Origin of the sequence: Catellatospora aurea (assembly GCF_042663325.1) — a bacterium.
Taxonomy (GTDB): Bacteria; Actinomycetota; Actinomycetes; order Mycobacteriales; family Micromonosporaceae; genus Catellatospora; species Catellatospora aurea.
Window position 1 is genome coordinate 119,077 of record NZ_JBHTAC010000005.1, and the last position, 22,015, is coordinate 141,091.

The window sequence follows — 22,015 nt, forward strand, 5'->3', positions numbered from 1 at the left end:
AAGGAAGTCAACATGAGCACCGACGTACGCCAGTTCATCATCGACGCGATCGCGGACATGAACTACCCGATCGACGACGTCGACGCCGACACTCCGCTGGGCTCGGCGGGCGTGGACCTGGAGTCGCTGGCCGTCGCCGAGCTCGCGGTGCGGGTGGAGGACACCTACGGCGTGAAGTTCAGCGACGAGGAGGCCGAGCAGATGGCGGCCATGACCGTCGGCGAGTTCGCCGAGGCGATCCGCGAGCGCGGCAACCTGGCGAGCGCGTGATGGACACCCCCGTCGCGGCCGCCGGGTCTCTCGGCGTTCCGCGCCAGCGTGCCGGCGAACCGGAGTCCCCGAACCGGGACGAGGTCGTCGCGATGCTGGCCAGCTACGGCGAGCGCAGCCCGGAGCAGGTGCGCGAGCGCATCGACTCGCTGGAGCTGGCCTGGCTGGTGCACCAGGTCGAGCAGCGTCACGGGCGGATGCTCGACCTCGACGACGACGTGCTCGTCCGGATGACCACGGTGACCGGCGCGGTCGAGGTGCTGGCCGAGGTGCTGGCGGAGCCTGCCGGTGACTGATCCGCGCCCCGCCCCGGCCCCGCGGCCCGACCGCGTGCCGGTCGTGGTCACCGGGTTGTCGGCGGTCAGCGCGTACGGCCGGGGCGCCGCGGCGCTGTCGGCGGGCCTGCGCTCGGGGCGGCCGGCGTTCGCGCCGGTCACCCGTTTCGACGTGAGCGCCCGGCGGGTGGGCGTCGGGGCGCTGCTGCCCGGCGCGCCGGTGCTGCTCGACGAGCTGCTCACGGTGGTGGACGAGGCGGCCGCGGCGGCCGGGTTGTCCGCGGCGGACCGGGCCGCGACCGCCCTGCTGCTGGCCGTGCACGGGGAGCCCGACGGGTCCCGCGGCCTGCCGGACCGGCCCGGCCGCACCGGCGCGTTCGGCCGGACCGTCGCCGAGAAGGCGGGGTTGTCCGGCAGCGTGCGCACGTACACCAGTGCCTGTGTCGCGGCCAGCACCGCGGTCGCCGACGCGGCCGCGGCGGTGGCCGCCGGTGACGCCGAGCGTCTGGTGGTGGCCGCCGGTTACCTGGTCGAGCCCGACCAGTTCGCGCTGTTCGACGCGGGCCGGGCGCTGGCCGCCGACGGCGCGGTGCGCCCGTTCAGCGCGGACCGCAAGGGCCTGCTGCTCGGCGACGGGGTGGCCGCGGTCGTGGTGGAGTCGGCCCGCGCCGCCCAGGCGCGGGGCGCGACACCGCTGGCCCGGCTGCACGGCTGGGGCCGGGCCGGCGACGGCTACCACGTGGTGCAGCCGCGACCCGACGGCGCGGGCCTGGCCAGGGCGATCGAAGCCGCGCTCGGCCGGGCGCGGCTGGCCCCAGAGCAGATCGGCTACATCAACGCGCACGGCTCGGGTTCGGCGCAGAGCGACGCCGCCGAGTCCGCCGCGCTGCGACGCGCCCTGGGGGGACACGCGTCCACGGTCCCGATCAGCTCGACCAAGTCGCTGCACGGCCAGGCCCTCGAAGCCTCGCCACTGCTGGAGCTGGTCGCGACAGTCCTGTCCCTGCGTGAGGGCTTCCTGCCGGTGAACGCGGGCTACCTCGGCCCCGACCCCGACTGCCCGCTCCACGTGCTCACCGAAACGGCGGCAGCCCGCCCGCAGTACGCCCTCAGCCTCAACGCCGCCTTCGGCGGCGCCAACACCGCCCTCCTGATCGGCACCCCATGACCGCCCCCGCCACCCGCCATCACCTGCCGCAACTCTTAAAGACTTGCGGCCACAGAGCGGCCTTTATGCCGCGAGTCTTTAAGAGTTGCGCCAAGTTGATCTCCGAGGTGGGCGCATGAGTGCGCTGGTGGAGGTGGCGCGGGGGGCGTGGCCGGAGTCCGGTGGGGATGTCGAGCCGCCGGTGTTGGCGGGGTTCGTGATGTCGTCGTTCAGTCCGCTGGTGGCGGAGGCGGCGCGGCGGTGCCTGAGCCGGGCGTACGGGCAGCCGCCGGTCGCCGCCGAGCGCGGGCGGCGTACCGCGGTGATCATCTCTTCGGCGACCGGGGACGCCGCGACGGCGGCCGAGGTGGCGCGGGCCGTGGACGGCGGGCGGCGGCTGGGGCCGCTGCTGTTCTTCCAGGCCGTGCCCAACGCGGTGGCCGGGTACGTGGCGGCGCGGTGGGAGCTGGGCGGGCCCGTGGTCTCGCTGAGCCCCGGCGGCGGCGCCGATCCCGTCGCGGAGTCCCTGGCCGAGGGCCTGGCCATGGCGTCGCTGCTGATCCGCGACGGCGACGCCGACGAGGCCCTGATCGTGGTGGCCGAGCAGGCCCTGACCGACGGCGAGCGCGACCGCGCGCTGGCCGTGCTCGTGCGTGACAGCGCAGTGAACCGACCGAAGGAGTAGCAGCGATGGGAACCAATCTGCGGGCGATCCTCGCCGCCGACGCCGACCTCGGCGCGGGCAACGTCATCACCCGGCTGCTGGCGCACGGGGCCGACCCCGCCGGGCCGGGGCTGACCTTCGACGTCGACGTCGACGGCCACCCGGCGTGGGAGCCGCTCACCCTGGGGCAGCTCGACGAGCGGGTCGCGGCCCGCGCCGCGTGGCTGCACCAGCGCGGCATCGGCTGGCGCGACCCGGTCGCGGTGTACGCCAGCACGTCCGCCGACGTCATCCTGTCGTTCCTCGCGCTCAACCGGATCGGGGCGATCCCGGCACTGCTCAACGGCAACCTCAGCGGCGAGATCGCGGCCGAGTACATCCGGCGGCTGCGGGCCGAGGCGGTGCTGACCGACCCGAGGCACGCCGCGCTGCTGGAGGGCCGCGACTTCGGCTCGCGCCTGCTCGGCGACATCACCGAGATGGGCTCGGCCGACCCGGCGGCCGCTCCCCCGCCGTACCGGCACCACCCGGACGACCCGATCTCGATCACGCACTCCTCGGGCACGACCGGCCTGCCCAAGGCGATCGTGCACTCGCACACCACGCTGTTCGCGGCCACCCGCAAGATCCGGCTGTCCGGCCCGCGGGCGCAGGGCACCGAGCGGGTCGTCTGCGCGCTGCCGTCGGCGCACACCGCGGGCATCCTGTCCATCAACCAGGCCCTGTGCAACCGCGCCGAGCTGGTGTTCCTGTCCTCGCAGCGGGGCGACTACGTGCTCGACGCGATCGAGCGGTTCCGGCCGACGGGCGTCTTCGGCTTCGCGGTGACCTGGGCCGACATGGCCCGCCACGACCTGAGCAAGCGGGACGTGGACTCGGTGGCGATCTGGTTCAACACCGGTGACTGCGCGCACGAGGCGCACATCCGCCCGCTGGTCGCGGTGGGCAGCCACAACACGGTCACCAGGGAGGGTGTGACCCGGGTGAAGGGCTCGATGTTCATCGACGGCATCGGCTCCACCGAGATGGGCCACTCCGCGTTCCACATCACCCACCGGGTCGACACCGAGCGCTACGACCGCTGCATCGGCCGCCCGCACGTGTTCGCCGACGTGGCGGTGCTCGACGACGCCGGCGAGCCGGTGGCCGCGGGCGTGGTCGGGCACCTGGGCCTCAAGTCGCCGACGGTGAAGCTGATGTACTGGAACGACTCGGTCACCGAGTACCGCACCCGGCAGTCGGGCTACTACCTGACCGGCGACCTCGTCTACTACGACGAGGACGGCTACTACTACCACGTGGACCGGGCGGTGGACTCGGTCGTGCTGGACGGCGGCCAGTGGCTGCACACCTCGCTGACCGAGGAGAAGATACTGGCGAGCTGCCCCGACGTGCTCGACTGCACCGTGGTCGCGGTGCGCGAGGACGGCAAGGTGGTCACCGACGTGCTGCTGGTGCTCAAGGCCGGGGCCGACGCCGGGGCGGACCGCCGCGACGCGGTGCTCGCGGCGCTCGGTGAGCACGCCGCGCCGACACTGCGCGACGTCAACGCGGTGCACGACGAGGACATCCCCACCGGCGCCACCGGCAAGGTGCGCAAGCTGGTGCTGCGCGAGCGCGCCCTGGCGGGTGCGTCGCGATGAGCCGCAACCGTCCTGACATCGTCGTCACGGGCATCGGGCTGGTCACCCCGGTCGGGCAGGACCTCGACGGGATCTTCGACGCGCTGTGCACCGGCCGGTCCGGAATCGTGGTCACCCCCGAGGGGCACCCCGGGCAGGGGTCGCTGGAGGTGATGGGCAAGGGCCCGGACATCGAGGCGGCCAGCGTGCTGCCCGGTCCGGAGGCCCGCACGCTGGACCGGTACATCGTGCACGCGCTGGTCGCCGCGGCCCAGGCGGTGGCCGACGCCGACCTGGTGGTGGGCCGCGACGTGGACCCGTACCGGGCCGCGACCGTGGTGTCCGGCACGGGCGGGCTGGCCACGCTGGAGGCGCAGGTCATCACGCGCACCCAGAAGGGCCGGCTCGGGGTGAGCCCGTACCTGCTGCCGGGGATGCTGCCGAACATGGCCACCGCGCGCATCGCCATCAAGTACGGCCTGCGCGGCTACAGCTCCTCCATCGGCACGGCCTGCGCGGCCGGGGCGCAGTCGATCGCCGAGGGCATGCGCATCCTGCGTAACGACGAGGCGGACGTGGTCCTGGTCGGCTGCGGCGAGGCGCCGCTGTTCCCCACCCTGGCCGACACCTTCGGCAACACCCGGGCGCTGGCCAAGGGCTGGGCCGAGGATCCGACCGCGGCCAGCCGCCCGTTCGACACCAGGCGCAACGGGCTGGTGCTCGCCGAGGGGGCGGGGGTGTTCGTGCTGGAGCGAACCGCGGACGCGGACGCGCGGGGCCGCCCGGCGTACGCGACGCTGCACGGCTGGGGCGCGACCACCGACGCCCACCACCCGACCACACCGCGGCCTGACGGTGACGGGCAGGCCGAATGCATGCGGCGGGCGCTGGCCGACGCGGGGCTGTCGCCGGCCGACATCGGCTACCTCAACGCGCACGCCACCAGCACCAAGCTGGGCGACGTGGCCGAGTCGCTGGCGGTCAACACGGTGTTCGCCGCCGCCATGCCGCCGGTCAGCTCGAACAAGGGCGTCACCGGGCACATGCTCGGCGCGTCCGGGGTGATCGAGGCCGCGGCGACGGTGATGGCGCTCGGGCACGGGCTGCTGCCGCCGACGGTGAACCTTGAGGATCCCGATCCCGCCTGCGATCTCGACCATATTCGCGGCAAGGCTCGGCAAAGTCCCATCGGTTTTGCACTGTCCAATTCATTCGGATTCGGCGGACATAATGTGAGCCTTGTCCTGGGTCGACCCACCACGAGACTCAGCCGTTTTGCTGAGTGAGGTGTCACCGAATCGTTTGCCGTACGCAACATACTGTCGCAATTAAATATTTGCGTAGTTAGGTATTGAGGGACATCAGCACCACCGGCTAGCGTGACAGTCAGACGGCCCTCGCCGGAGCGCTCAGCTCCGGCGGATGGGTCGCGAACAACGGACGTCACAGGGGCACGACGGCCAATCGGAGCGTGGTGGGTTCATTCGGCGTGCGCCGCGACAGCGGCGGCACCGGGCGAGCCACGGTCCGTGACCCGTTCCACGCCCATCCACCTGGCGCGGAGCGAGTCCTAGCAGTCAGTGCAAAACAGGACATCGTACGCCAAGGGGTAGGTAGCAAATGAACATTCTCGGCATCGACCACCTGGAGTTCTACGTCGGTGACGCCCGCCAGACGGCCTACTATCTGTGCACGGCATTCGGGTTCCGGATCTGCGGGCAGGGCGGGCCGCAGACGGGCCTGGCCGGGCAGCGCTCGCTGCTGCTGCAGCACGGCGACATCCGCATCGTGCTGACCTCGGGCCTGGTCGCCGACCACCCGGCCACGCTGTACGTCGGCCGCCACGGCGACGGCGTCGCCGTCATCGCCTTCGAGACCGACGACGCCGCCGGCGTGTACGACACCGTGGTCGGCCGGGGCGCGACCGCCCTGGAGACGCCCACCGTGCACGAGAACGCGGCCGGGCGCGTCGTGACCGCGAGCGTCTCCGGCTTCGGCGACGTCACCCACCGGCTGGTCGAGCGGCACGGCTCCCGCTGGGAGTTCCTGCCCGCCACCATCGAGATGACCGCCGACGAGCAGTCGTTCACCGACGACCTGCTCCAGGTCATCGACCACCTCGCCATCTGCGTGCCGGCCGGGGAGATCGCCGCCACCTCGCGCTACTACCAGGACGTCTTCGGCTTCGCCGAGATCTTCGAGGAGTACATCGAGGTCGGCGGCCAGGGCATGGACTCCAAGGTGGTGCAGAGCCCGTCCCGCCAGGTCACCTTCACGCTGATCGAGCCGGACCTGTCGCGCCGCCCGGGGCAGATCGACGACTTCCTGTCCTGGCACGCCGGGGCGGGGGTGCAGCACGTGGCGTTCCGCACCAACGACATCGTCACCGCGGTGCGCACGTTCGCCGAGCGTGGGGTGGGCTTCCTCAGCACGCCGCAGACCTACTTCGACGCGCTGGAGAAGCGGCTGGGCAGCGTCGACCTGCCGATCGGGGAGCTGCGGCAGCTCGGGGTGCTGGTCGACACCGACCACTACGGCGAGCTGTACCAGATCTTCACGCAGTCGATGCACGTGCGCCGGACGCTGTTCCTGGAGCTGATCGAGCGGCACGGCGCGCTGACCTTCGGCAGCAGCAACATCAAGGCGCTGTACGAGGCCAAGGAGCGCGAGCTGGCGGGCCCCGCCGAGGCGGCACAGGCGGCAGCGCCGGACGCCCGCCCCGCCGGCCTGGCCGCCGCCTGAGACCGGGACACCCCCGTGCACCACAACACCCACCACACCCAGGCGAGGAGCTACCCCCATGGCTGAGCAGTTCAACCTGACCGACGAGGAGCTGGAACTGCTCCCGTCCGACGAGGACGTCGCGTTCTACGCCGCGCATGGCTGGTACCTGACAAAGAAGCTGTTCACCGACGCGGAGGTCGACGAGCTGGTCGAGGCCAGCGAGCGCTTCTACGCCGGGGAGCGCAGCCGCTCCCTGCCGCTGCGCCCGCGCCGGCTGGCGTACTGGGAGCCGCAGCACGGCGACGTGCAGCGGCACAACGACTACGTGCACTACGAGCACGACGGCCTGGCCAAGCTGCTGCGCAAGCCGCTGATCGGCGCGGTCGCGGCCCGGCTGGCCCAGGCCGACGAGATCCGCATCTTCCAGTCGACGCTGATCTTCAAGCCGCCGCGCCCGGAGGAGCCGACCAACATCGTGCCGTGGCACTTCGACCGGCACTACTGGGCGTCGTCGACCTCGGAGCGCATGCTCACCGCGTTCATCCCCTTCCACGACTGCGGCGAGGAGATGGGCACCATCACGATGGTCGACGGCAGCCACGCCTGGCGGGAGACCGGCAACGACGACTCCACCGCCAAGCACTTCGCCGAGCGTGACAAGGAGGACCTGGAGGTCCTGCTGGCCCGCAACGCGGAGTTCAACGGCACCACCGTCACCAAGGTGCCGATGATCATCCCCAAGGGCCACATGAGCTTCCACCACTGCCGCACGTACCACGGCAGTGCGGGCAATCGCAGCGACCGTCCCCGCCGCGCGATCTCCCTCCACCTGCAGGACGGCGAGAACCAGTACCGCCCGTACGCCCTCAGCGACGGCACCGTCGTCGGCTACAACCACGACGAGCTGGTCCGCCGCACCCCTGACGGCCGCCCCGACTACGCCGACCCCGACTACTGCCCGGTGCTCTGGACCTCGGCTCAGCACTGAACGACCACCCGATCGACAAGGAGAGAGCAATGTCGCGTTACGACTGGGGCCAGACGCATCCGGGCATCACCCGGCTCGAAGAGGCGGTGAGCGAGGCCCGCAACGCCGTCGTCACCCACCCGCTGTACGCCGCGCTGGACAACCACCAGGCCATCGTCACGTTCATGGAGCACCACGTCTTCGCGGTGTGGGACTTCATGTCCCTGCTGAAGTCGCTGCAGCGCCACCTGACCAGCGTCACCGTGCCGTGGATCCCCAGCGGCCCGACCGGCAGCCGGCGCCTGATCAACGACATCGTGCTGGTCGAGGAGAGCGACGAGCTGCAGGGCGGCTTCATCAGCCACTTCGAGCTGTACGTCGGCGGCATGGACCAGGCCGGTGCGGACACCACCGCGATCAACCACCTGATCAAGATGCTGGGCGAGGGCAGCACCGTGGAGCAGGCGCTCACCGGGGCGAACGTCAACCCGGTCTCGGCGGACTTCGTGCGCACCACCTTCCGCTTCATCGACACGCTGCCGATCCACTGCCAGGCGGCGGCGTTCGCGTTCGGCCGCGAGGACCTGATCCCGGACATGTTCCAGCAGGTCATCAAGGTCAACCAGGAGGGCGGCAAGCTCGACACGTTCGTCGACTACCTGGCCCGCCACATCGAGGTCGACGGCGAGTTCCACACCCCGATGGCCATGCAGATGGTCACCGACCTGTGCGGCGACGACGACGAGAAGTGGGCGCAGGCGGCGCAGACGGTCAACGCGGCGCTGGCCGCCCGCCAGAAGCTGTGGACCGGCATCCACTCCGCCATCCAGGCGGGCTGAGCACCCTCTCTTTTTTCGACCGTGGCTCACAACCGGATCCGCCGGATTGTGAGCCACGGTCTCGGCATCTGCAGCCTGGCTCACAAGCCGTCTCGCACGCCTGTGAGCCGAGGCCCCGGCGCACCCTCACCACGGCTCGGAGAGCACCATGAACGAAGCACTGGCCCGACGGAAACTCCTCGGCATCCTGTCCGGAAGCTGGGTCGCGCAGGGGGTGTACGCGCTGGTCCGGCTCGGCGTGCCGGACCTGATGGCGGACGGTCCGGTGCACGTCGGCGACCTGGCCCACCGGTGCTGCGCGGACCCCCGCGCGCTCGGCCGGCTGCTGCGGGCGCTCGCGCTGATGGGCCTGTTCACGCGGCCCGCTCCCGACACCTACGGGCTCACCCCCACCACCGAACTGCTGCGCGCCGACGTGCCCGGCTCGGTGCGGCTGAACGCGCTGATGCAGGGCGACGAGGTGTTCCGCTCGTTCGCCGAGATCATGCACACGCTGCGCACCGGCCGCCCGGCCTTCGAGGCGGTGTACGGCCGCCCGTTCTACGACTACCTCGGCGACAACCCCGAGGCCGCGGCGGTGTTCAACGAGTCCATGGGCGACCAGCGCCCGCCGGAGGCGCTGGCCACCTGCGACCTGAGCGGCGCCCGCATCGTCGTCGACGTCGGCGGCGGCAACGGCAGCCTGCTCGTCGAGCTGCTGCAACGGCACCCGGACCTGCAGGGCGTGCTGCTGGAGCTGCCCGACGCGGCCGCCGCCGCCCGCGCCAAGCTGGCCGAGGCCGGGCTCGCGGGGCGCTCGGCGTGCGTGGAGGGCAGCTTCTTCGACGGGGTGCCCGACGGCGGCGACGTCTACACACTGGCCCGGGTGCTGCACAACTGGAATGACGACAACGCGATCGCGATCCTGCGCCGGGTGCACGCGGCGCTGCCGCCGCACGGGCGGGTGATCGTGCTGGAGGAGTTCCTGCCCGAGGAGGCCGACCCGGCGGGCCGCTCCGCGGCCGGGCTCGTCGACCTGCTCATGCTGGTCACCCTGGAGGGCCACGACCGCACCGAGAACGAGTACCGGGAACTGCTGGGCAAGGCGGGCTTCGAGATCGTCGCGGCCCGCGCGGGAGTGCTGGAGGCGCGGGTCGCATGAGTGCCGTGGAGAACCTGTACCGGACCATGCGGCTGATCCGCAGGTTCGAGGAGCGGGCAATCGAGCTGGTGCACGCCGGGGAGATCGTCGGCGGAATCCATCCGTACATCGGGCAGGAGGCCATCGCCGCGGGCGTGTGCGCGGCCCTGCGCGCCGATGACGTCATCACCAGCACCCACCGCGGGCACGGGCACGTGCTGGCCAAGGGCGCCGACCCGGTGCGCATGCTCGCCGAGCTGACCGGCCGGGCCACCGGCCTCAATCGGGGCCGGGGCGGTTCGATGCACGCCGCGGACTTCGGCAAGGGCATCTACGGCGCGAACGGCATCGTCGGCGCGGGCGGGGCCATCGCCACCGGCGCGGCCTGGGCCGCGGTCAAGGAGGGCAGCGACCGGGTCGCGGTCAGCTTCTTCGGCGACGGCGCGGTCAGCCAGGGCGTGCTGCTGGAGACGTTCAACCTGGCCGCCCTGTGGCGGCTGCCGGTGCTGTTCGTCTGCGAGAACAACGGGTACGCCACCACCCTCACGGTGGAGAATTCGGTCGCCGGGTCCATCACCGGTCGGGCCGAGGCGTTCGGCATCCCCGCGGTCGGCGTGGACGGGGCCGACGCGGCGGCGGTGCTCGACGCGGCCCGCGACGCCGTGGCCCGCGGCCGTGCCGGGGGCGGCCCGAGCTTCATCGAGGCGACCGCGTACCGCTTCGACGCCCACCACACCTGGGAGCACAAGGCCCGGGTGCGCTACCGCAGCGACGAGGAGGTGGCGGCCGGCCGGTCCCGCGACCCCCTGGACGTGCACGGCTCCCGCCTGGACGAGCAGACCCGGGCCGGGATCGACGCCGAGGTCGAGGCGCTGATGGCCGAGGCGGTCGCGTTCGCCCTGGACAGCCCGCGGCCCGACCCGGCGGGCGCGCTCGACCACCTCTACGCCACCGGCATGCGGGGGCGCAACGGAATCGGACTACTCGACACGGCGGTGCGGTGATGGCGAGACTCTCCTACCTCAAGGCCCTGCAACGGGCGCTGGCCGACGAGATGGCGCGCGACGAGAGCGTCTGCGTGCTCGGCGAGGACATCGGCGTGGCCGTCAACAACGTCACCACCGGCCTGCTGGCCAAGCACGGCCCGGCCCGCGTCGTCGACACCCCGCTGTCCGAGCAGGCGTTCACCAGCTTCGCGACCGGCGCGGCGCTGGCGGGGCTGCGCCCGGTCATCGAGTTCCAGATCCCATCGCTGCTGTTCCTGGTCTTCGAGCAGATCGCCAACCAGGCGCACAAGTTCTCGCTGATGACCGGCGGGCAGGCGAAGGTGCCGGTGACCTACTTCGTGCCCGGTTCAGGCTCGCGCAGCGGCTGGGCCGGCCAGCACTCCGACCACCCGTACGGGCTGTTCGCCCACGTGGGTGTGAAGACGGTGGTGCCGGCGACGCCGGAGGACGCGTACGGGCTGTTCCTGACGGCGATCCGCGACGACGACCCGGTGGTGCTGTTCGCGCCCGCAGGCTCGCTCGGGGTGCGCGGCGACGTGGACATGGACGGGCTCGGGCCGGTGCCGCTGGGCGTCGGCCGGGTGCACCGCGAGGGCACGGACGTGACCGTCGTCGCGGTCGGGCACCTGGTGCAGGCCGCGCTGGGCGTCGCCGAGCAGCTCGCCGACCAGATCTCGGTGGAGGTGTTCGACCCGCGCTCGCTGTACCCGTTCGACTGGGCGGGGCTGGCGGCGTCGGTGAACAAGACCGGGCGGCTGGTCGTCGTCGACGACTCGAACCGGATGTGCGGCATCGCCGGGGAGATCCTGGCCACCGCCGCCGAGGAGATGCGGCTGACGGTGCCGCCGAAGCGGGTCACCCGGCCCGACGGCGCGGTGCTGCCGTTCGCGAGCGAACTCGACCTGGCCGTCCAGCCCCAGCAGGACCAGCTGCTCACCGCCGTGCAGGAGGTCTACAAGTCCAGCCGCTGAACGGCGGCAGCCGCCGGGTGGGGGGAACCCCGGCGGCTGCCTCACCTGAGGAGGAGTGCTCAGTAGACGCTCACGCCGTAGACGCTGAGCGGCTCGGTGACCGGCTGGAAGTAGGTCGTGCCACCGGTGCTGCAGTTACCGCTGCCGCCTGAGGTCAGGCCGAGCGCGACGGTGCCCGCGAACAGCGAGCCGCCGCTGTCGCCGCCCTCGGCGCACACGTTGGTGCGGATCAGGCCGGTGACGGTGCCCTGCGGGTAGTTGACGGTCGCGCCGGTGCCGAGCACGCGGCCGCTGCGCAGGCCGGTGGTGCTGCCGCTGCGGTACACGGTCTGGTTGACCACGGCGTTGGCGGCGCTGGTGATGTCCTGGTAGCTGCCGTTGTACAGGTAGACGTCGCCCGGGTGGGAGATCGTGCTGTCGTAGCGCACGATGCCGTAGTCGTTGCCGGGGAAGCTGCTGCCCACACGGGTACCGATCAGCTGGGTGCGCGCCGAGTTGGCGTACCAGCTCGACGCCAGGTTGGTGCAGTGGCCGGCGGTGAGGAAGTAGTACACGCCGCTGGCGCTGCGCACGTTGAAGCCGAGCGAGCAGCGCGAGCCGCCGCCGTAAATGGCGTTGCCGCCGGAGATGGTCGGGCTGAGCGTGCCCGCCACGGTCTCCACCCGGACGCTGTCGCCCAGGCGGTCGGTGACGGCCTTCAGCTTGGCCAGCTTCGACCCGGTGACGGTGCTGTCGGCGGTGACCACGACCTGGTTGCTGATCGGGTCGGTGTACCAGGAGGTGCCGGAGATGCGGGCGAGCCGGTCGAGTTCGGCGGTCGCGCCGCTGAGCTGTGCGGCGCTGCGGGTGACGAGGCGGGCGACACCGCCTGCGGCGCGGACCCGGGTGGCGGCGGCCTCGTCGGTGACCGTGACGACGATCTTGCCGGCGTTGTCCTGGTAGACGCCGGCCGAGTCGATCTGGGCCGCAAGAGCGGTTGCCGCGTCGACGGTCAGAACGGGCTCGGTGGCCGGGGCGGCCTGGGCCGTCGCCGGGACCAGCAGACCCGCGGCGAGCAGGGCGGCGGCGGCCGCGCGTACGGCCGTGCGCCGGGTCGTGGAGCTCGTGTGGAGCATGGGTTCCTCCTCGGGGTTGTGGCATGTGGTGACATGCCGGAGGTGACCGAGTTGCCCGGATGAGGCGCTCAGTCGTGGAACACGATGCCAAACCTTGCAAGAATCTTCAATATTTAGCTTGCTAAATATATGTGCCAACAACGCCGAGCGTGCAACCTCGACGGCGCAGGGAACGTCCGGCCGCGGCAGATGATCGAGGCAGCGCTCGACGGAGTAAGATCGATTTCATGGCGACGGCTCTCGTACTGATCGACCTGATGCCCCGCATCGTGGCGCTGCCCGTGGAGCCGCACTCCGGCGACGACGTGCTGCGGCGGTGCACCCAGCTGGCGACCGCGTTCCGGGCGGCGGACCGCCCGGTGGTGCTAGTGCGCGTCGACCGGCCGAACGTGCCCACCCAGCCGCCCGGCAGCGACCTGGTGGAGGGCCTGGCGCAGCCCGGCGACGTGCTGGTGGTCAAGCGCACCATCGGCGCGTTCCACGGCACCGACCTGCACGAGCGGCTGCGGCAGCTGGGCGTGACCACCCTCGTGCTCGCGGGCCTGGTCACCACCATGGGCGTCGAGTCCACCGCCCGCGCCGCGAGCGACCTCGGCTACGACCTCGAATTCGTCGAGGATGCCATGTCCGGCCTGGCCACCGACGAACACGAGATGGCCGTGCGCCGCACCTTCCCCCGCTTCGGCCGCGTCCGCACCACCGCCGACTACCTCTGACCACCCACCCCGTCCCGCCCGCCCCCTCGCGCAACTCTTGAAGAGTCGCGGCCATGGAGCGTGGCTGATGGCGTGACTCTTTAAGAGTTGCGGCAGGGAGGTGGGGGTCAGGGGGTAGGGCGGCCCAGGTGGAGGCCTAGGCGGCGGACGGTGAGGGCGGCGCAGATGCTGTGGCTGCGCAGGTTGCCGTGTACGCCGTCGGCGCTGTAGCTGGCCGGGTCGCGCTCGGCGGGGTGGCCGGTGCAGTTGACGTGGATCGCGCCGAGCCGGGCCGCGAGCGCCGCGGTGCGCGCCGACAGCATCCGCATCCGCTCCCCCACCTGCTGCTTCACCGGCTCGGGAAACGACGGGGCGAAGGAGACGTCGAACATGCCGACGGTGATGACGTCCGCGCCCGCCGCGCGCAGCGCGGTGATCATCGCGGCCAGCTCCGCGTCCACCGCGTCCGGCTGGTACGAGCGCCGCATCGCGTCGTTGCCGCCCGCCGAGATCAGCGCCAGGTCCGGCGCGAACTCCAGCGCGCGGTCCAGCTGCTGCTCACGGATCTCCGCCGCGCGCAGTTCGCGCACACCCAGGTTGCGGTAGCTCAGGTCGGGCTGCTGCTCGGCCAGCTCGCTGCGGATGCGGTCGCACCAGGCCTGCTCCACGTATCCGGGCACCGGGTCGCCCACCCCCGAGGCGACGCTGTCGCCCAGCACCACGAAGCGTTTCCACGGGTGCCCGGCCAGCAGCGCGCCCGCCTCGCCGGGGCGCAGGCAGTACGGGTCGGCCGCCTCCGGCATGGCGGCGTACCCGTCAGCCATGGCTGGCCGCCTTGCTGTTCGGCGTCTGCTGCACCGGCAGCCGGACCTCGCTCAGCTCGGCCATCTCCGACAGTCCGGCCAGCTTCGCCTCCAGCTCGGCCAGCTCGCTGCGCATGCGCTCGGCCTGCCGGGTGGCCTCGGTCTGGTCGACGGTGAGCGCCTCCTCGACGCTGCGGCGTACGCCCGGGACGTCCAGCAGGGCCAGCATGTTCAGCGCCTCGGCGCTCTTCACCAGGTGCCGCGAGCCCAGCAGCGCGCGGCCCTTGCGCACCTCCACCAGCCACTGGCCGTTGGCGTACGCCAACGTCACGGACAGGCGGGCGGGCAGCTTGGCCGCACCGGTGAGCACGGCCGGCGCACCGGCGCTGAGCTGCCGCCAGGTGCGGTACGCGAACACCGGCGCGAGCAGCGCCACCAGGTAGGCCCCGGCCGCAGCGGCCAGCGCCCAGCGCAGCTCCAACCGGGGCAGCGCCCACGCCGCGGCGGCCGTGCCGAGCGGCACGCCCAGGTAGGCCACCCCGGCGGCGAACGCGCCGACCCGGCTGCGCACCGGCACCGGCACCCGCTGCGACAGCAGCATGCCCAGCGGCGGCGTCACCGATGACATGGTCGCCCCGCACACGGCGGCCACCACCGCGACGATCAGCTGCACCGGCGGCAGCCCGCCGACGACCGCGGCCGCCCCGCTCCCGGCGAGGAAGGCCAGCGCGAGCAGCAGGTGCCGGGACGGCACCCGGGTCAGCCCGGTCAGCACGACCGACCCGGTGACCGCGCCGAGCGCGAACGCCCCGCCGACCAGACCGAGCAGGTCCGGCTCCCCCAGCACGTGCTCCACCCAGGCCGCCACCAACAGCACCGCACCGGCCTGCACCAGCAGGTTCGTCACGAACAGCACCGCCGCCAGGCGGCGCACCAGCCCGTCGGCCCGCAACTCCGCCATCGCACTACGCCGCAGGTCACGGGCCTGGGTACGGGCGATCGGCAGCGCCTGCCGCCCGTCACCCGCCGGACCGGGTTCCTCCGCGGCGTGCCGCCCACGTGCAGCCGGACCGTCGCCCGCTGATTCCGCAGTGGTGGCCGTGACCCTGCCGTTGAGCGGCGGATCGCTCGGAACCTGGGTCGCGGCGGCGACGGTGGACTCCGCGGCCTCCGTCGAGGCATCGTCCTCGGACCGGGCCGGATGGGCCTCACGCAGGTCGTCCACAGCGGGAGCCGAGCCTGATTCGGCGGGCAGCACCTCGCCGCTGAGCACTTCGGACTGCGGCGTCGCGGCCTCGGGACGCGGCCGCACGGTGACCGCCTGCACCAGCATCGCCGCGCCGAGCAGGCACAGCACCGCGTCCAGCCACAGCACCCCGGCGAGGCCGAGGCGCACCGCCAGCACTCCGGCCGCCGCTCCCCCGGCCAGCACCACGAGCACCTGCAGTGTGCGGACCAGGCCGGATCCGGGCGGCCGCGCACCGTCGTCGGCGGCGTCGCGGCGTACCGCGTCCCTGGCCCGGTCGCCGATCGACCGCAGCGCGCCGGCCAGGGCCGCCAGCACCCCCAGCCCGACCGCACCGAGTAGATCCGACTTCGCGGCCAGCGCCGAGTCGGGCAGCGCGAAGTACGCGACCCCTGCCAGCGCGGGCGCGCTGAGCAGGTCGGCCGTCACCGCCAGGCGGACCGGGCGCAGCCGGTCGGCCAGCGCCACCCCCAGCGGCCCGGCCAGCAGATAGGCCAGCACCTGGGCCGCCGAGACCTGCCCGACCGTCTGCCAGGCGGCGTCCCCGGTCAGCAGCAGCCACGGCACCACCAGCAGCGACATCCGGGTGGCCAGTGTCGACACCGCCGCGGCGGCCAGCACCGGCAGCGCCGCGGCCTGCTCGGCCTGCTCCGGTGCCGGGTCACCGACCACGGGTGCGGCGTGGATCGTCATCACTGTCCTCCAGAACCGGTGCGGGCGGCGTACCGCTCCCGCAGCGCCTTCTTGTCGACCTTGCCGAACTCGGTCAGCGGGAACGCCTCGATGAACTCGACCTGCTGCGGGGCCCACATCGCGTTGAGTTCGGCGGTGGCGAGCCGGATCAGCTCCGCCCCGGTGACGGTGCCGTCGGGCGTACGCACGACGTACGCGTACACCGCCTCGCCCTCCAGCTCGTGCGGGACGCCGATGACCGCCGCGGCCTGCACCTCGGGGTGGGCGGCCAGCGCGTCCTCGACCGGGCGGCAGAAGACGTTGGTGCTGCTCAGCCCGGTCACGATCATGTCCTTGACGCGGTCCAGCAGGTACAGGTAGCCGTCGTCGTCCAGCCGGCCCACGTCGCCGGTGCGCAGCCACCCGTCCACCAGCGTCTGCGCGGTCAGCTCCGGCATGCCCCAGTAGCCGCGCATCAGCAGCGAACCGGTGACCCACACTTCGCCGACGGTGCCGGGCGGCAGCACCTGACCGTCGGAGTCGCGGATCTGGACGCGCACGTCGCCGTACGGGATGCCGCACGAGGACAGCCGCTCGGGGTGCGCCGGGTCGTGGTCGAGTCCGGGCAGCGCCGAGATGAACGGGGACTCGCTCATGCCGTACACGATGCGCAGCACCGGGCCGAAGCGTTCGATGGCCTGGGTGAGCCGGCTCGGCGAGGCCGCCGCGCCGGACACGGTCAGCGTGTGCAGGCTGCTGAAGTCGACCCCGGCCGACTTCGGGTCGTCCAGCAGGACGGAGAGCAGCGGCGGGGCGAGCAGCGTGCTGTTGATGCGCTCGCGCTCGACGGTGTCGTAGAACAGCGGGTAGTCCAGACCGTCGTGCAGGAACGCGGTGCCGCCGGTGAACAGCGTCATGAACACCGCGGTCTGCGCGCTGACGTGCCAGGTGCCGGCGATCAGCAGGTGCCGCAGGGTGGGCTGGCCGCTGTGCAGGTAGTACTCCGACAGGGCGTGCAGCGCGGCGAAGAAGCCGTGGTCGTGGTGCACCAGCTTCGGCGAGCCCGTGGTGCCGCCGGTCTGGAACAGCGAGGACGGCTCCTGGGTGACACCGGCCGGGTCGAACGGCAGCGTGATCGCGGGTGTCCCGGCGGTGAGGTCGGGCCCCTTGCCGCCGGGCCCGAAGCAGAACACCGGACGCGGCGCGGCCAGTGCGGCCAGTTCCGCGCCCATCTCGGGCAGCTTGCCGGCGTCGTAGACGAACGCGTCGACCTCGGCGAGGTCGAGGAAGCCGCGCCGGAAACGGGGCGGGGCGTTGTTGGCGATCCAGGCGGTGCGGCAGCCCATCAGCCCGGCCGCCAGCTGCAGGAAGATCGACTCGGCGGGGTTGCGGGCGAGCACGCCCAGCGCCTGTCCGGGACGGATGCCGTGCGCCCACAGCGCCCCGGCCATCGCGATCACCTCGGCGCGCACCTCGGCGTAGGAGTAGCGCCGTCCGTCGACCGCGACGAGCGCTTCGGCGTCACCGAATCCGGCGAAGAGCGTCAATGCCTTGGCGGCGTAGTTGTCTGCCGGATCGTACGATCGATCGCCCACGGTCGAGTCACCCCAGTTTGGTCAGAAGGCAGCGGATTCGCTGGTGGCAGGCCGATTCCGGGTGTGTGGCAGCGGCCTACGCGCAGGAGGTTACCGCCGTGGAGGTGAATCATCCACCACCTAGGGTCGTCGATTCGTACACTCATCATTTTCCAATCGGGACATTTGCGTATGCAGACGTCTTGAGCGGACGGCCCATCGATTCCGATGGTGCCAAGCGCGCTCCGATCGGCTTAGACTGCCGACCTGACACCACGGAGCCCGGCGCACGCCGCGCACGCGGCGCGCCGGCCGACGCCCGGGTTCCGGTGACCGATGGTCGACACACCCCTCCGCGACCGAGGAGCCCCACCCCGATGAACAGCCCCCGGCAACGGCAATTCCTGATGGCCCTGGTCACCGTGGTGACCGTGGGCTCGACCCTGCTGGTCGCCACCGCGAACAGCCAGGCCGTCGCCCCCGAGCCGGAGGCCTGGGTCGGCTCCTGGTCCGCGGCACTGACCCCGGCCGGGGCAGGCAAGTCCAAGGACGGCTTCTCCGACCAGACCATCCGGATGTTCGTGCACACCTCGGTCGGCGGCACGCAGGCCCGCATCCGGCTGTCCAACCGGTACGGCACCGCGCCGCTGACCATCGGCCGCGCCACGCTCGCCCTGCCGTGGCCCGAGGCCGGCCCCGGCGATCTGAAGCCCGGCTCGGTCGTCGACGCCACGTTCAACGGGCAGAAGCAGGTCACCATCCCGTCCGGCGGCAGCGCGGTGAGCGATCCCGTGCCGATGGAGATCCCCGCGTCGCAGGACGTCGCGGTGAGTCTCTACGTGCCGGCGCAGCCCAAGCCGAACCCCGCCACCTGGCACCTGTACGCCCGGGAGACCGCCTACATCGGCACGGGCGACCACGCGAGCGAGGCCAGCGGCGCGAAGCTCGCCGAGACCCGCAACAACTGGTACTACCTGGCCGGGCTCGACGTGCTCAACCGCAGCGGGCAGGGCTCGATCGTGGTGCTCGGCGACTCGATCACCGACGGGCTGAAGACCACCGTCAACGCCGACCGCCGGTGGACCGACTACCTCGGCGCGCGGCTGGTCCAGGAGGCCCCCGACGGCAGGGCTCCGGGCATCCTCAACGCGGGCCTGTCCGGTAACCGGCTCACCCTCAACGGCGCCGACCTCGGCGTCAACGAGCTGGGCATGAACGGCGCGTCCCGGTTCCACTTCGACGTGCTCGGGCAGACCGGGGTGCGCACGGTCATCCTGGCGCTGGGCATCAACGACGTCTGGCTGAGCCAGGACACCGCCGACAACATCATCGCGCGCATCCAGCAGATGGCGTCGGTGGCCAGGCAGTCCGGCTTGAAGATCATCGTTTGTACGCTGAGCCCCTGGAACGCCTTCGAGTCCGCCCCGGGCGTGGTGGCGTACACCCCGATCCTGGACTCGGTGCGGCTGCAGGTGAACTCGTACATCCGCACCAGCACCGACTTCGACGGGGTCATCGACTTCGACGCCGCCCTGCGCGACCCGGCCAACCCGACCAAGCTGCGGCCCGAGTGGGACAGCGGCGACCACATCCACCCCAACGACGCGGGCAACGAGGCGATGGCCAAGGCGATCCCGCTCGACCTGCTCCTCGCCGACGACTCCGACGAGGACTGACGTGGTCGCCGAGGTCTCGCTGGCGTCGCTGCACACCGACGAGGTGCGCCGCGATCCGTACCCGTTCTACGCGCGGCTGCACGCCCTCGGCCCGGTCTGCAAGGTCGCGACCGGCGACCGGTACAGCTACGTCGTGCACGGGTACGAGGCCTCGATGCAGGTGCTGCGCGACTCGGCGACCTTCAAGGTGATGGACGAGACCCTGCTCGGCGCGAAGCCCAGCTGGGAGGGCAACCGGGCGCACGCCGTGTTCATGAACTCGGTGTTCTTCACCAACGCGCCCCGGCACACCCGGATGCGCAAGATGTTCAACCAGGCGTTCACCCCGCGCCGGGTCAACGCACTCGACCCCGCGATCGAGCGGCTCACCGCGGACCTGCTCGACCGCCTCGCCGAGCAGGCCGCGGGCGGCGCGAAGGTCGACTTCATGAGCGAGTTCGCCTTCCCGCTGCCCGCCAACGTGCTGGGCGAGCTGCTCGGCGTGCCCGAGGCCGACCGGGCCTGGTACCGCCCCCGGGCCCTGGCCCTCGGCGCGATCCTGGAACTGGGCGGCGCGACACCCGACAACGTCGCCGCCGCGAACACCGCCGCCGAGGAGATCACGCCGTACTTCGCCGAGCTGGCGGCGCGGCGGCGGGTGGACCCGCGCGACGACATGGTCACGGCGCTGGTGCAGGCGCTGGAGTCCGACGGCGGGCAGCTGTCCGACGAGGAGCTGGTCGCGAACCTGATCGTGGTGTTCAACGCCGGTTTCGTCACCACCACCCACCTGCTCGGCAACGGGCTGACCCTGCTGCTGGAGCGGCCCGACCAGCTGGCCCGGCTGCGCGCCGACCGGTCGCTGACCCCGCGGTTCGTCGAGGAGATCCTGCGCCACGAGGTGCCCACGCACTTCTCGGTGCGCTTCGTGGCGGAGGACACCGAGGTCGCCGGGGTGCCGATCCCGGCCGGCTGCTGGGTGCTGGTGCTGCTGGCGGCCGCCAACCGCGACCCGGACCGGTTCGCCCACCCGGACGTGTTCGACCCCGACCGGGGCGAGACCTCCACCCTCAGCTTCGGCGCGGGGGCGCACTACTGCCTGGGCGCCGCGCTGGCCCGGCTGGAGGGGCGGCGTGGGCTGGACATGCTACTGGAGCGGTTCGCCGACATCCGGCTCGCCGAACAGCCCGGCACCCCGCGCCAGCTCATGCTGCGCGGCCACGAGCAGCTCTGGCTCACCCTGCGCTGATCCGCGCTCGGGTCAGGCCGGTGGCGGCGGCTCGCCGCCGGTGACCGGGGTGCGCGGTGGGAGTTCGTCCTGGATACGCCGCCAGTGGTAGATGTAGACCGGCACCGCGATGGCCAGCGTGGTGGCCGATCCCACGATGCTCAGCACCGCCTGGCGTCGCTGCGAGTCCCGGGTCAGCTTCTCGATGCGCTTCTGCTCCACGGCGAACGCCGCCTCCTCGGCGGGCGTGCAGACCTGGCCGGGCTTGCTCTCGGCGCAGCGCGGCACGTAACCGTAGTAGCCCGGGTCGGGGTAGAGCAGCTCGACCGTGCTGCGGACCAGGTTCACCGCGGCGAAGATCGAGATCACCAGGGTGATCAGGCAGACCAGGTACAGGTACATGTTGCGTAGGGTCATGCGATCGGAAAACGCCATCGCGACTCCTCGGTCACCGGGCGATCAGGTTGAGCCCGATCGTGCAGAAGAGCGAGAGCAGGATCGATACGGCGATCATGGCCAGGCAGCCCCACGCCCCGCCCAGCGGCCTGATCTCGGTGTTGCCGATCCGCATCCGCAACCGCCCCCTCCCGGGCCATCATCCCCCGCCGGCGCCCGCCGCGGCGGGCATTCGCGGTCAGGCCTCGCCGGCGGGCTCGGCTCCCGTGGCGGCGAGCGCGGCGCCGACGATGCCGGCCTCGTTGAGCAGGACCGCGGGAACCGTGGGCGTGCGGATGTCGATCAGCGGGAGGAACTTCTCGGACTTCTTGCTGATGCCGCCGCCGATGATGAACAGGTCGGGATTGAACAGGTTCTCCATCTCGCGCAGGTATTCCTCGACGTGCTTGGCCCACTTGGCCCAGCCGAGCTTGTCCACCTCGCGCGCGTGCGCCGACGCCCGCTCCTCGGCGTCCTCACCCTTGATCTTCAGGTGCCCGAACTCGGTGTTGGGCACGAGCCGGTCGTCGATGAAGACCGCGCTGCCGATGCCGGTGCCCAGCGTGAGCATGATGGTGACGCCCTTGCGGCCCCGGCCCGCGCCGAAGGTCATCTCGGCCACGCCGGCCGCGTCGGCGTCGTTGAGCACGGTCACCGGCACGCCGACAGCCTGGCTGAACAGGTCACGGGCGGGCGCGCCGAGCCAGGACTTGTCGACGTTCGCGGCCGTACGGGTCACCCCGTGCAGGACCACGCCGGGGAAGGTGACCCCGATCCGCTCGGTCGCGTCGAAGTGGGCCGCCACCTGGGCGACCGCGGCCACCACGCTGGTCACGTCGGACGGTTGCGGCGTCTCCACCCGGAACCGCTCCTCGACCAGGGTGCCGTTGGTGACGTCCACCGGGGCGCCCTTGATGCCGGAGCCGCCGATGTCGATGCCCAGAATCGCCATTTCCTCAGTCTAGGCCGCACACGGACCCGGCCAC

Annotated in this window: 22 protein-coding genes; 15 read left to right on the plus strand and 7 right to left on the minus strand. The window is 72.0% G+C overall.

What is annotated here, in order from left to right:
* The first annotated feature begins 12 nt into the window (after positions 1–12).
* The 12 genes from ACFQO7_RS07055 (at position 13) to ACFQO7_RS07110 (ending at position 11,606) form a co-directional block, all read left to right on the plus strand.
* Positions 13–270 carry an acyl carrier protein gene (locus tag ACFQO7_RS07055; RefSeq protein WP_120316423.1) on the plus strand — a complete coding sequence of 86 codons (258 nt, stop codon included), beginning with the start codon at positions 13–15 and terminating at the stop codon, positions 268–270.
* Positions 270–566 (plus strand): hypothetical protein, encoded by a 297-nt coding sequence (locus ACFQO7_RS07060; protein WP_376805662.1) that lies wholly within the window; start codon positions 270–272, stop codon positions 564–566. The genes ACFQO7_RS07055 and ACFQO7_RS07060 overlap by 1 nt, the downstream gene beginning before the upstream one ends.
* Complete coding sequence (locus ACFQO7_RS07065; RefSeq protein WP_376805663.1) at positions 559–1,713, plus strand: beta-ketoacyl-[acyl-carrier-protein] synthase family protein; 1,155 nt, start codon at positions 559–561, stop codon at positions 1,711–1,713. The genes ACFQO7_RS07060 and ACFQO7_RS07065 overlap by 8 nt, the downstream gene beginning before the upstream one ends.
* A 115-nt stretch (positions 1,714–1,828) precedes the next feature.
* On the plus strand, positions 1,829–2,377 hold the full coding sequence (locus tag ACFQO7_RS07070) for a beta-ketoacyl synthase chain length factor (RefSeq protein WP_376805664.1): 549 nt from the start codon (positions 1,829–1,831) through the stop codon (positions 2,375–2,377).
* Between the two features lie 5 nt (positions 2,378–2,382).
* Complete coding sequence (locus ACFQO7_RS07075) at positions 2,383–3,999, plus strand: class I adenylate-forming enzyme family protein (protein WP_376805665.1); 1,617 nt, start codon at positions 2,383–2,385, stop codon at positions 3,997–3,999.
* Positions 3,996–5,264 carry a beta-ketoacyl-[acyl-carrier-protein] synthase family protein gene (locus ACFQO7_RS07080; protein ID WP_376805666.1) on the plus strand — a complete coding sequence of 423 codons (1,269 nt, stop codon included), beginning with the start codon at positions 3,996–3,998 and terminating at the stop codon, positions 5,262–5,264. The genes ACFQO7_RS07075 and ACFQO7_RS07080 overlap by 4 nt, the downstream gene beginning before the upstream one ends.
* A 334-nt stretch (positions 5,265–5,598) precedes the next feature.
* Positions 5,599–6,720 carry a 4-hydroxyphenylpyruvate dioxygenase gene (gene hppD, locus ACFQO7_RS07085; RefSeq protein WP_376805667.1) on the plus strand — a complete coding sequence of 374 codons (1,122 nt, stop codon included), beginning with the start codon at positions 5,599–5,601 and terminating at the stop codon, positions 6,718–6,720.
* A 58-nt stretch (positions 6,721–6,778) separates the two neighbouring features.
* On the plus strand, positions 6,779–7,690 hold the full coding sequence (locus tag ACFQO7_RS07090; RefSeq protein WP_376805668.1) for a phytanoyl-CoA dioxygenase family protein: 912 nt from the start codon (positions 6,779–6,781) through the stop codon (positions 7,688–7,690).
* 29 nt (positions 7,691–7,719) lie between these two features.
* Positions 7,720–8,508, plus strand: coding sequence for a DUF3050 domain-containing protein (locus tag ACFQO7_RS07095; RefSeq protein ID WP_376805669.1), 789 nt, complete (start codon positions 7,720–7,722; stop codon positions 8,506–8,508).
* A 148-nt stretch (positions 8,509–8,656) separates the two neighbouring features.
* Positions 8,657–9,649 (plus strand): methyltransferase, encoded by a 993-nt coding sequence (locus tag ACFQO7_RS07100; protein WP_376805670.1) that lies wholly within the window; start codon positions 8,657–8,659, stop codon positions 9,647–9,649.
* The gene (locus ACFQO7_RS07105) at positions 9,646–10,632 is read left to right on the plus strand and encodes a thiamine pyrophosphate-dependent dehydrogenase E1 component subunit alpha (protein ID WP_376805671.1); all 987 of its coding nucleotides are present in this window, start codon (positions 9,646–9,648) and stop codon (positions 10,630–10,632) included. Before ACFQO7_RS07100 ends, ACFQO7_RS07105 begins: the two co-directional genes overlap by 4 nt.
* Positions 10,632–11,606, plus strand: a complete 975-nt coding sequence (locus ACFQO7_RS07110; protein ID WP_376805672.1) for an alpha-ketoacid dehydrogenase subunit beta — start codon at positions 10,632–10,634, stop codon at positions 11,604–11,606. Before ACFQO7_RS07105 ends, ACFQO7_RS07110 begins: the two co-directional genes overlap by 1 nt.
* A gap of 59 nt (positions 11,607–11,665) precedes the next feature.
* Here the strand turns inward: ACFQO7_RS07110 and ACFQO7_RS07115 are convergent, their stop codons facing one another.
* Entirely contained in the window at positions 11,666–12,721 is a 1,056-nt protein-coding gene (locus ACFQO7_RS07115; protein WP_376805673.1) for a S1 family peptidase, read from the minus strand.
* Positions 12,722–12,948: 227 nt separating this feature from the next.
* On the opposite strand from ACFQO7_RS07115, the gene ACFQO7_RS07120 reads away from it, so the two are divergent.
* Positions 12,949–13,437: an isochorismatase family protein gene (locus tag ACFQO7_RS07120; RefSeq protein ID WP_376805674.1), complete on the plus strand. Its 489-nt coding sequence runs from the start codon at positions 12,949–12,951 to the stop codon at positions 13,435–13,437.
* A gap of 107 nt (positions 13,438–13,544) precedes the next feature.
* On the opposite strand, the gene ACFQO7_RS07125 is transcribed toward ACFQO7_RS07120, so the two are convergent.
* The 3 genes from ACFQO7_RS07125 to ACFQO7_RS07135 are packed head-to-tail and all read right to left on the minus strand — an operon-like array spanning position 13,545 to position 17,732.
* Positions 13,545–14,240, minus strand: a complete 696-nt coding sequence (locus ACFQO7_RS07125) for an SGNH/GDSL hydrolase family protein (RefSeq protein WP_376805675.1) — start codon at positions 14,238–14,240, stop codon at positions 13,545–13,547.
* The gene (locus ACFQO7_RS07130; protein ID WP_376805676.1) at positions 14,233–16,158 is read right to left on the minus strand and encodes an MFS transporter; all 1,926 of its coding nucleotides are present in this window, start codon (positions 16,156–16,158) and stop codon (positions 14,233–14,235) included. Before ACFQO7_RS07130 ends, ACFQO7_RS07125 begins: the two co-directional genes overlap by 8 nt.
* The gene (locus ACFQO7_RS07135) at positions 16,158–17,732 is read right to left on the minus strand and encodes an AMP-binding protein (protein ID WP_376805677.1); all 1,575 of its coding nucleotides are present in this window, start codon (positions 17,730–17,732) and stop codon (positions 16,158–16,160) included. Before ACFQO7_RS07135 ends, ACFQO7_RS07130 begins: the two co-directional genes overlap by 1 nt.
* Before the next feature lie 356 nt (positions 17,733–18,088).
* Between ACFQO7_RS07135 and ACFQO7_RS07140 the strand changes: the two genes are divergently transcribed.
* Complete coding sequence (locus tag ACFQO7_RS07140) at positions 18,089–19,387, plus strand: SGNH/GDSL hydrolase family protein (protein WP_376805678.1); 1,299 nt, start codon at positions 18,089–18,091, stop codon at positions 19,385–19,387.
* Between the two features lies 1 nt (position 19,388).
* The gene (locus tag ACFQO7_RS07145) at positions 19,389–20,615 is read left to right on the plus strand and encodes a cytochrome P450 (protein ID WP_376805679.1); all 1,227 of its coding nucleotides are present in this window, start codon (positions 19,389–19,391) and stop codon (positions 20,613–20,615) included.
* Positions 20,616–20,627: 12 nt separating this feature from the next.
* On the opposite strand, the gene ACFQO7_RS07150 is transcribed toward ACFQO7_RS07145, so the two are convergent.
* From ACFQO7_RS07150 to ppgK, 3 genes are all read right to left on the minus strand, one after another.
* Positions 20,628–21,029 (minus strand): hypothetical protein, encoded by a 402-nt coding sequence (locus ACFQO7_RS07150; protein ID WP_376805680.1) that lies wholly within the window; start codon positions 21,027–21,029, stop codon positions 20,628–20,630.
* Between the two features lie 13 nt (positions 21,030–21,042).
* Entirely contained in the window at positions 21,043–21,165 is a 123-nt protein-coding gene (locus ACFQO7_RS07155) for a hypothetical protein (RefSeq protein WP_360533327.1), read from the minus strand.
* Positions 21,166–21,228: 63 nt separating this feature from the next.
* Complete coding sequence (gene ppgK, locus ACFQO7_RS07160) at positions 21,229–21,981, minus strand: polyphosphate--glucose phosphotransferase (protein WP_360533330.1); 753 nt, start codon at positions 21,979–21,981, stop codon at positions 21,229–21,231.
* Positions 21,982–22,015: the final 34 nt, after the last annotated feature.

Bases quoted from the DNA above. Each gene is read 5' to 3' on its own strand.
- ACFQO7_RS07055 (WP_120316423.1), top strand. From the start codon at position 13: ATGAGCACCGACGTACGCCAGTTCATCATCGACGCGATCGCGGACATG.
- ACFQO7_RS07060 (WP_376805662.1), top strand. From the start codon at position 270: ATGGACACCCCCGTCGCGGCCGCCGGGTCTCTCGGCGTTCCGCGCCAG.
- ACFQO7_RS07070 (WP_376805664.1), top strand. From the start codon at position 1,829: ATGAGTGCGCTGGTGGAGGTGGCGCGGGGGGCGTGGCCGGAGTCCGGT.
- ACFQO7_RS07075 (WP_376805665.1), top strand. From the start codon at position 2,383: ATGGGAACCAATCTGCGGGCGATCCTCGCCGCCGACGCCGACCTCGGC.
- ACFQO7_RS07080 (WP_376805666.1), top strand. From the start codon at position 3,996: ATGAGCCGCAACCGTCCTGACATCGTCGTCACGGGCATCGGGCTGGTC.
- hppD (WP_376805667.1), top strand. From the start codon at position 5,599: ATGAACATTCTCGGCATCGACCACCTGGAGTTCTACGTCGGTGACGCC.
- ACFQO7_RS07090 (WP_376805668.1), top strand. From the start codon at position 6,779: ATGGCTGAGCAGTTCAACCTGACCGACGAGGAGCTGGAACTGCTCCCG.
- ACFQO7_RS07095 (WP_376805669.1), top strand. From the start codon at position 7,720: ATGTCGCGTTACGACTGGGGCCAGACGCATCCGGGCATCACCCGGCTC.
- ACFQO7_RS07100 (WP_376805670.1), top strand. From the start codon at position 8,657: ATGAACGAAGCACTGGCCCGACGGAAACTCCTCGGCATCCTGTCCGGA.
- ACFQO7_RS07105 (WP_376805671.1), top strand. From the start codon at position 9,646: ATGAGTGCCGTGGAGAACCTGTACCGGACCATGCGGCTGATCCGCAGG.
- ACFQO7_RS07110 (WP_376805672.1), top strand. From the start codon at position 10,632: ATGGCGAGACTCTCCTACCTCAAGGCCCTGCAACGGGCGCTGGCCGAC.
- ACFQO7_RS07115 (WP_376805673.1), bottom strand. From the start codon at position 12,721: ATGCTCCACACGAGCTCCACGACCCGGCGCACGGCCGTACGCGCGGCC.
- ACFQO7_RS07120 (WP_376805674.1), top strand. From the start codon at position 12,949: ATGGCGACGGCTCTCGTACTGATCGACCTGATGCCCCGCATCGTGGCG.
- ACFQO7_RS07125 (WP_376805675.1), bottom strand. From the start codon at position 14,240: ATGGCTGACGGGTACGCCGCCATGCCGGAGGCGGCCGACCCGTACTGC.
- ACFQO7_RS07130 (WP_376805676.1), bottom strand. From the start codon at position 16,158: ATGACGATCCACGCCGCACCCGTGGTCGGTGACCCGGCACCGGAGCAG.
- ACFQO7_RS07140 (WP_376805678.1), top strand. From the start codon at position 18,089: ATGAACAGCCCCCGGCAACGGCAATTCCTGATGGCCCTGGTCACCGTG.
- ACFQO7_RS07150 (WP_376805680.1), bottom strand. From the start codon at position 21,029: ATGGCGTTTTCCGATCGCATGACCCTACGCAACATGTACCTGTACCTG.
- ACFQO7_RS07155 (WP_360533327.1), bottom strand. From the start codon at position 21,165: ATGCGGATCGGCAACACCGAGATCAGGCCGCTGGGCGGGGCGTGGGGC.
- ppgK (WP_360533330.1), bottom strand. From the start codon at position 21,981: ATGGCGATTCTGGGCATCGACATCGGCGGCTCCGGCATCAAGGGCGCC.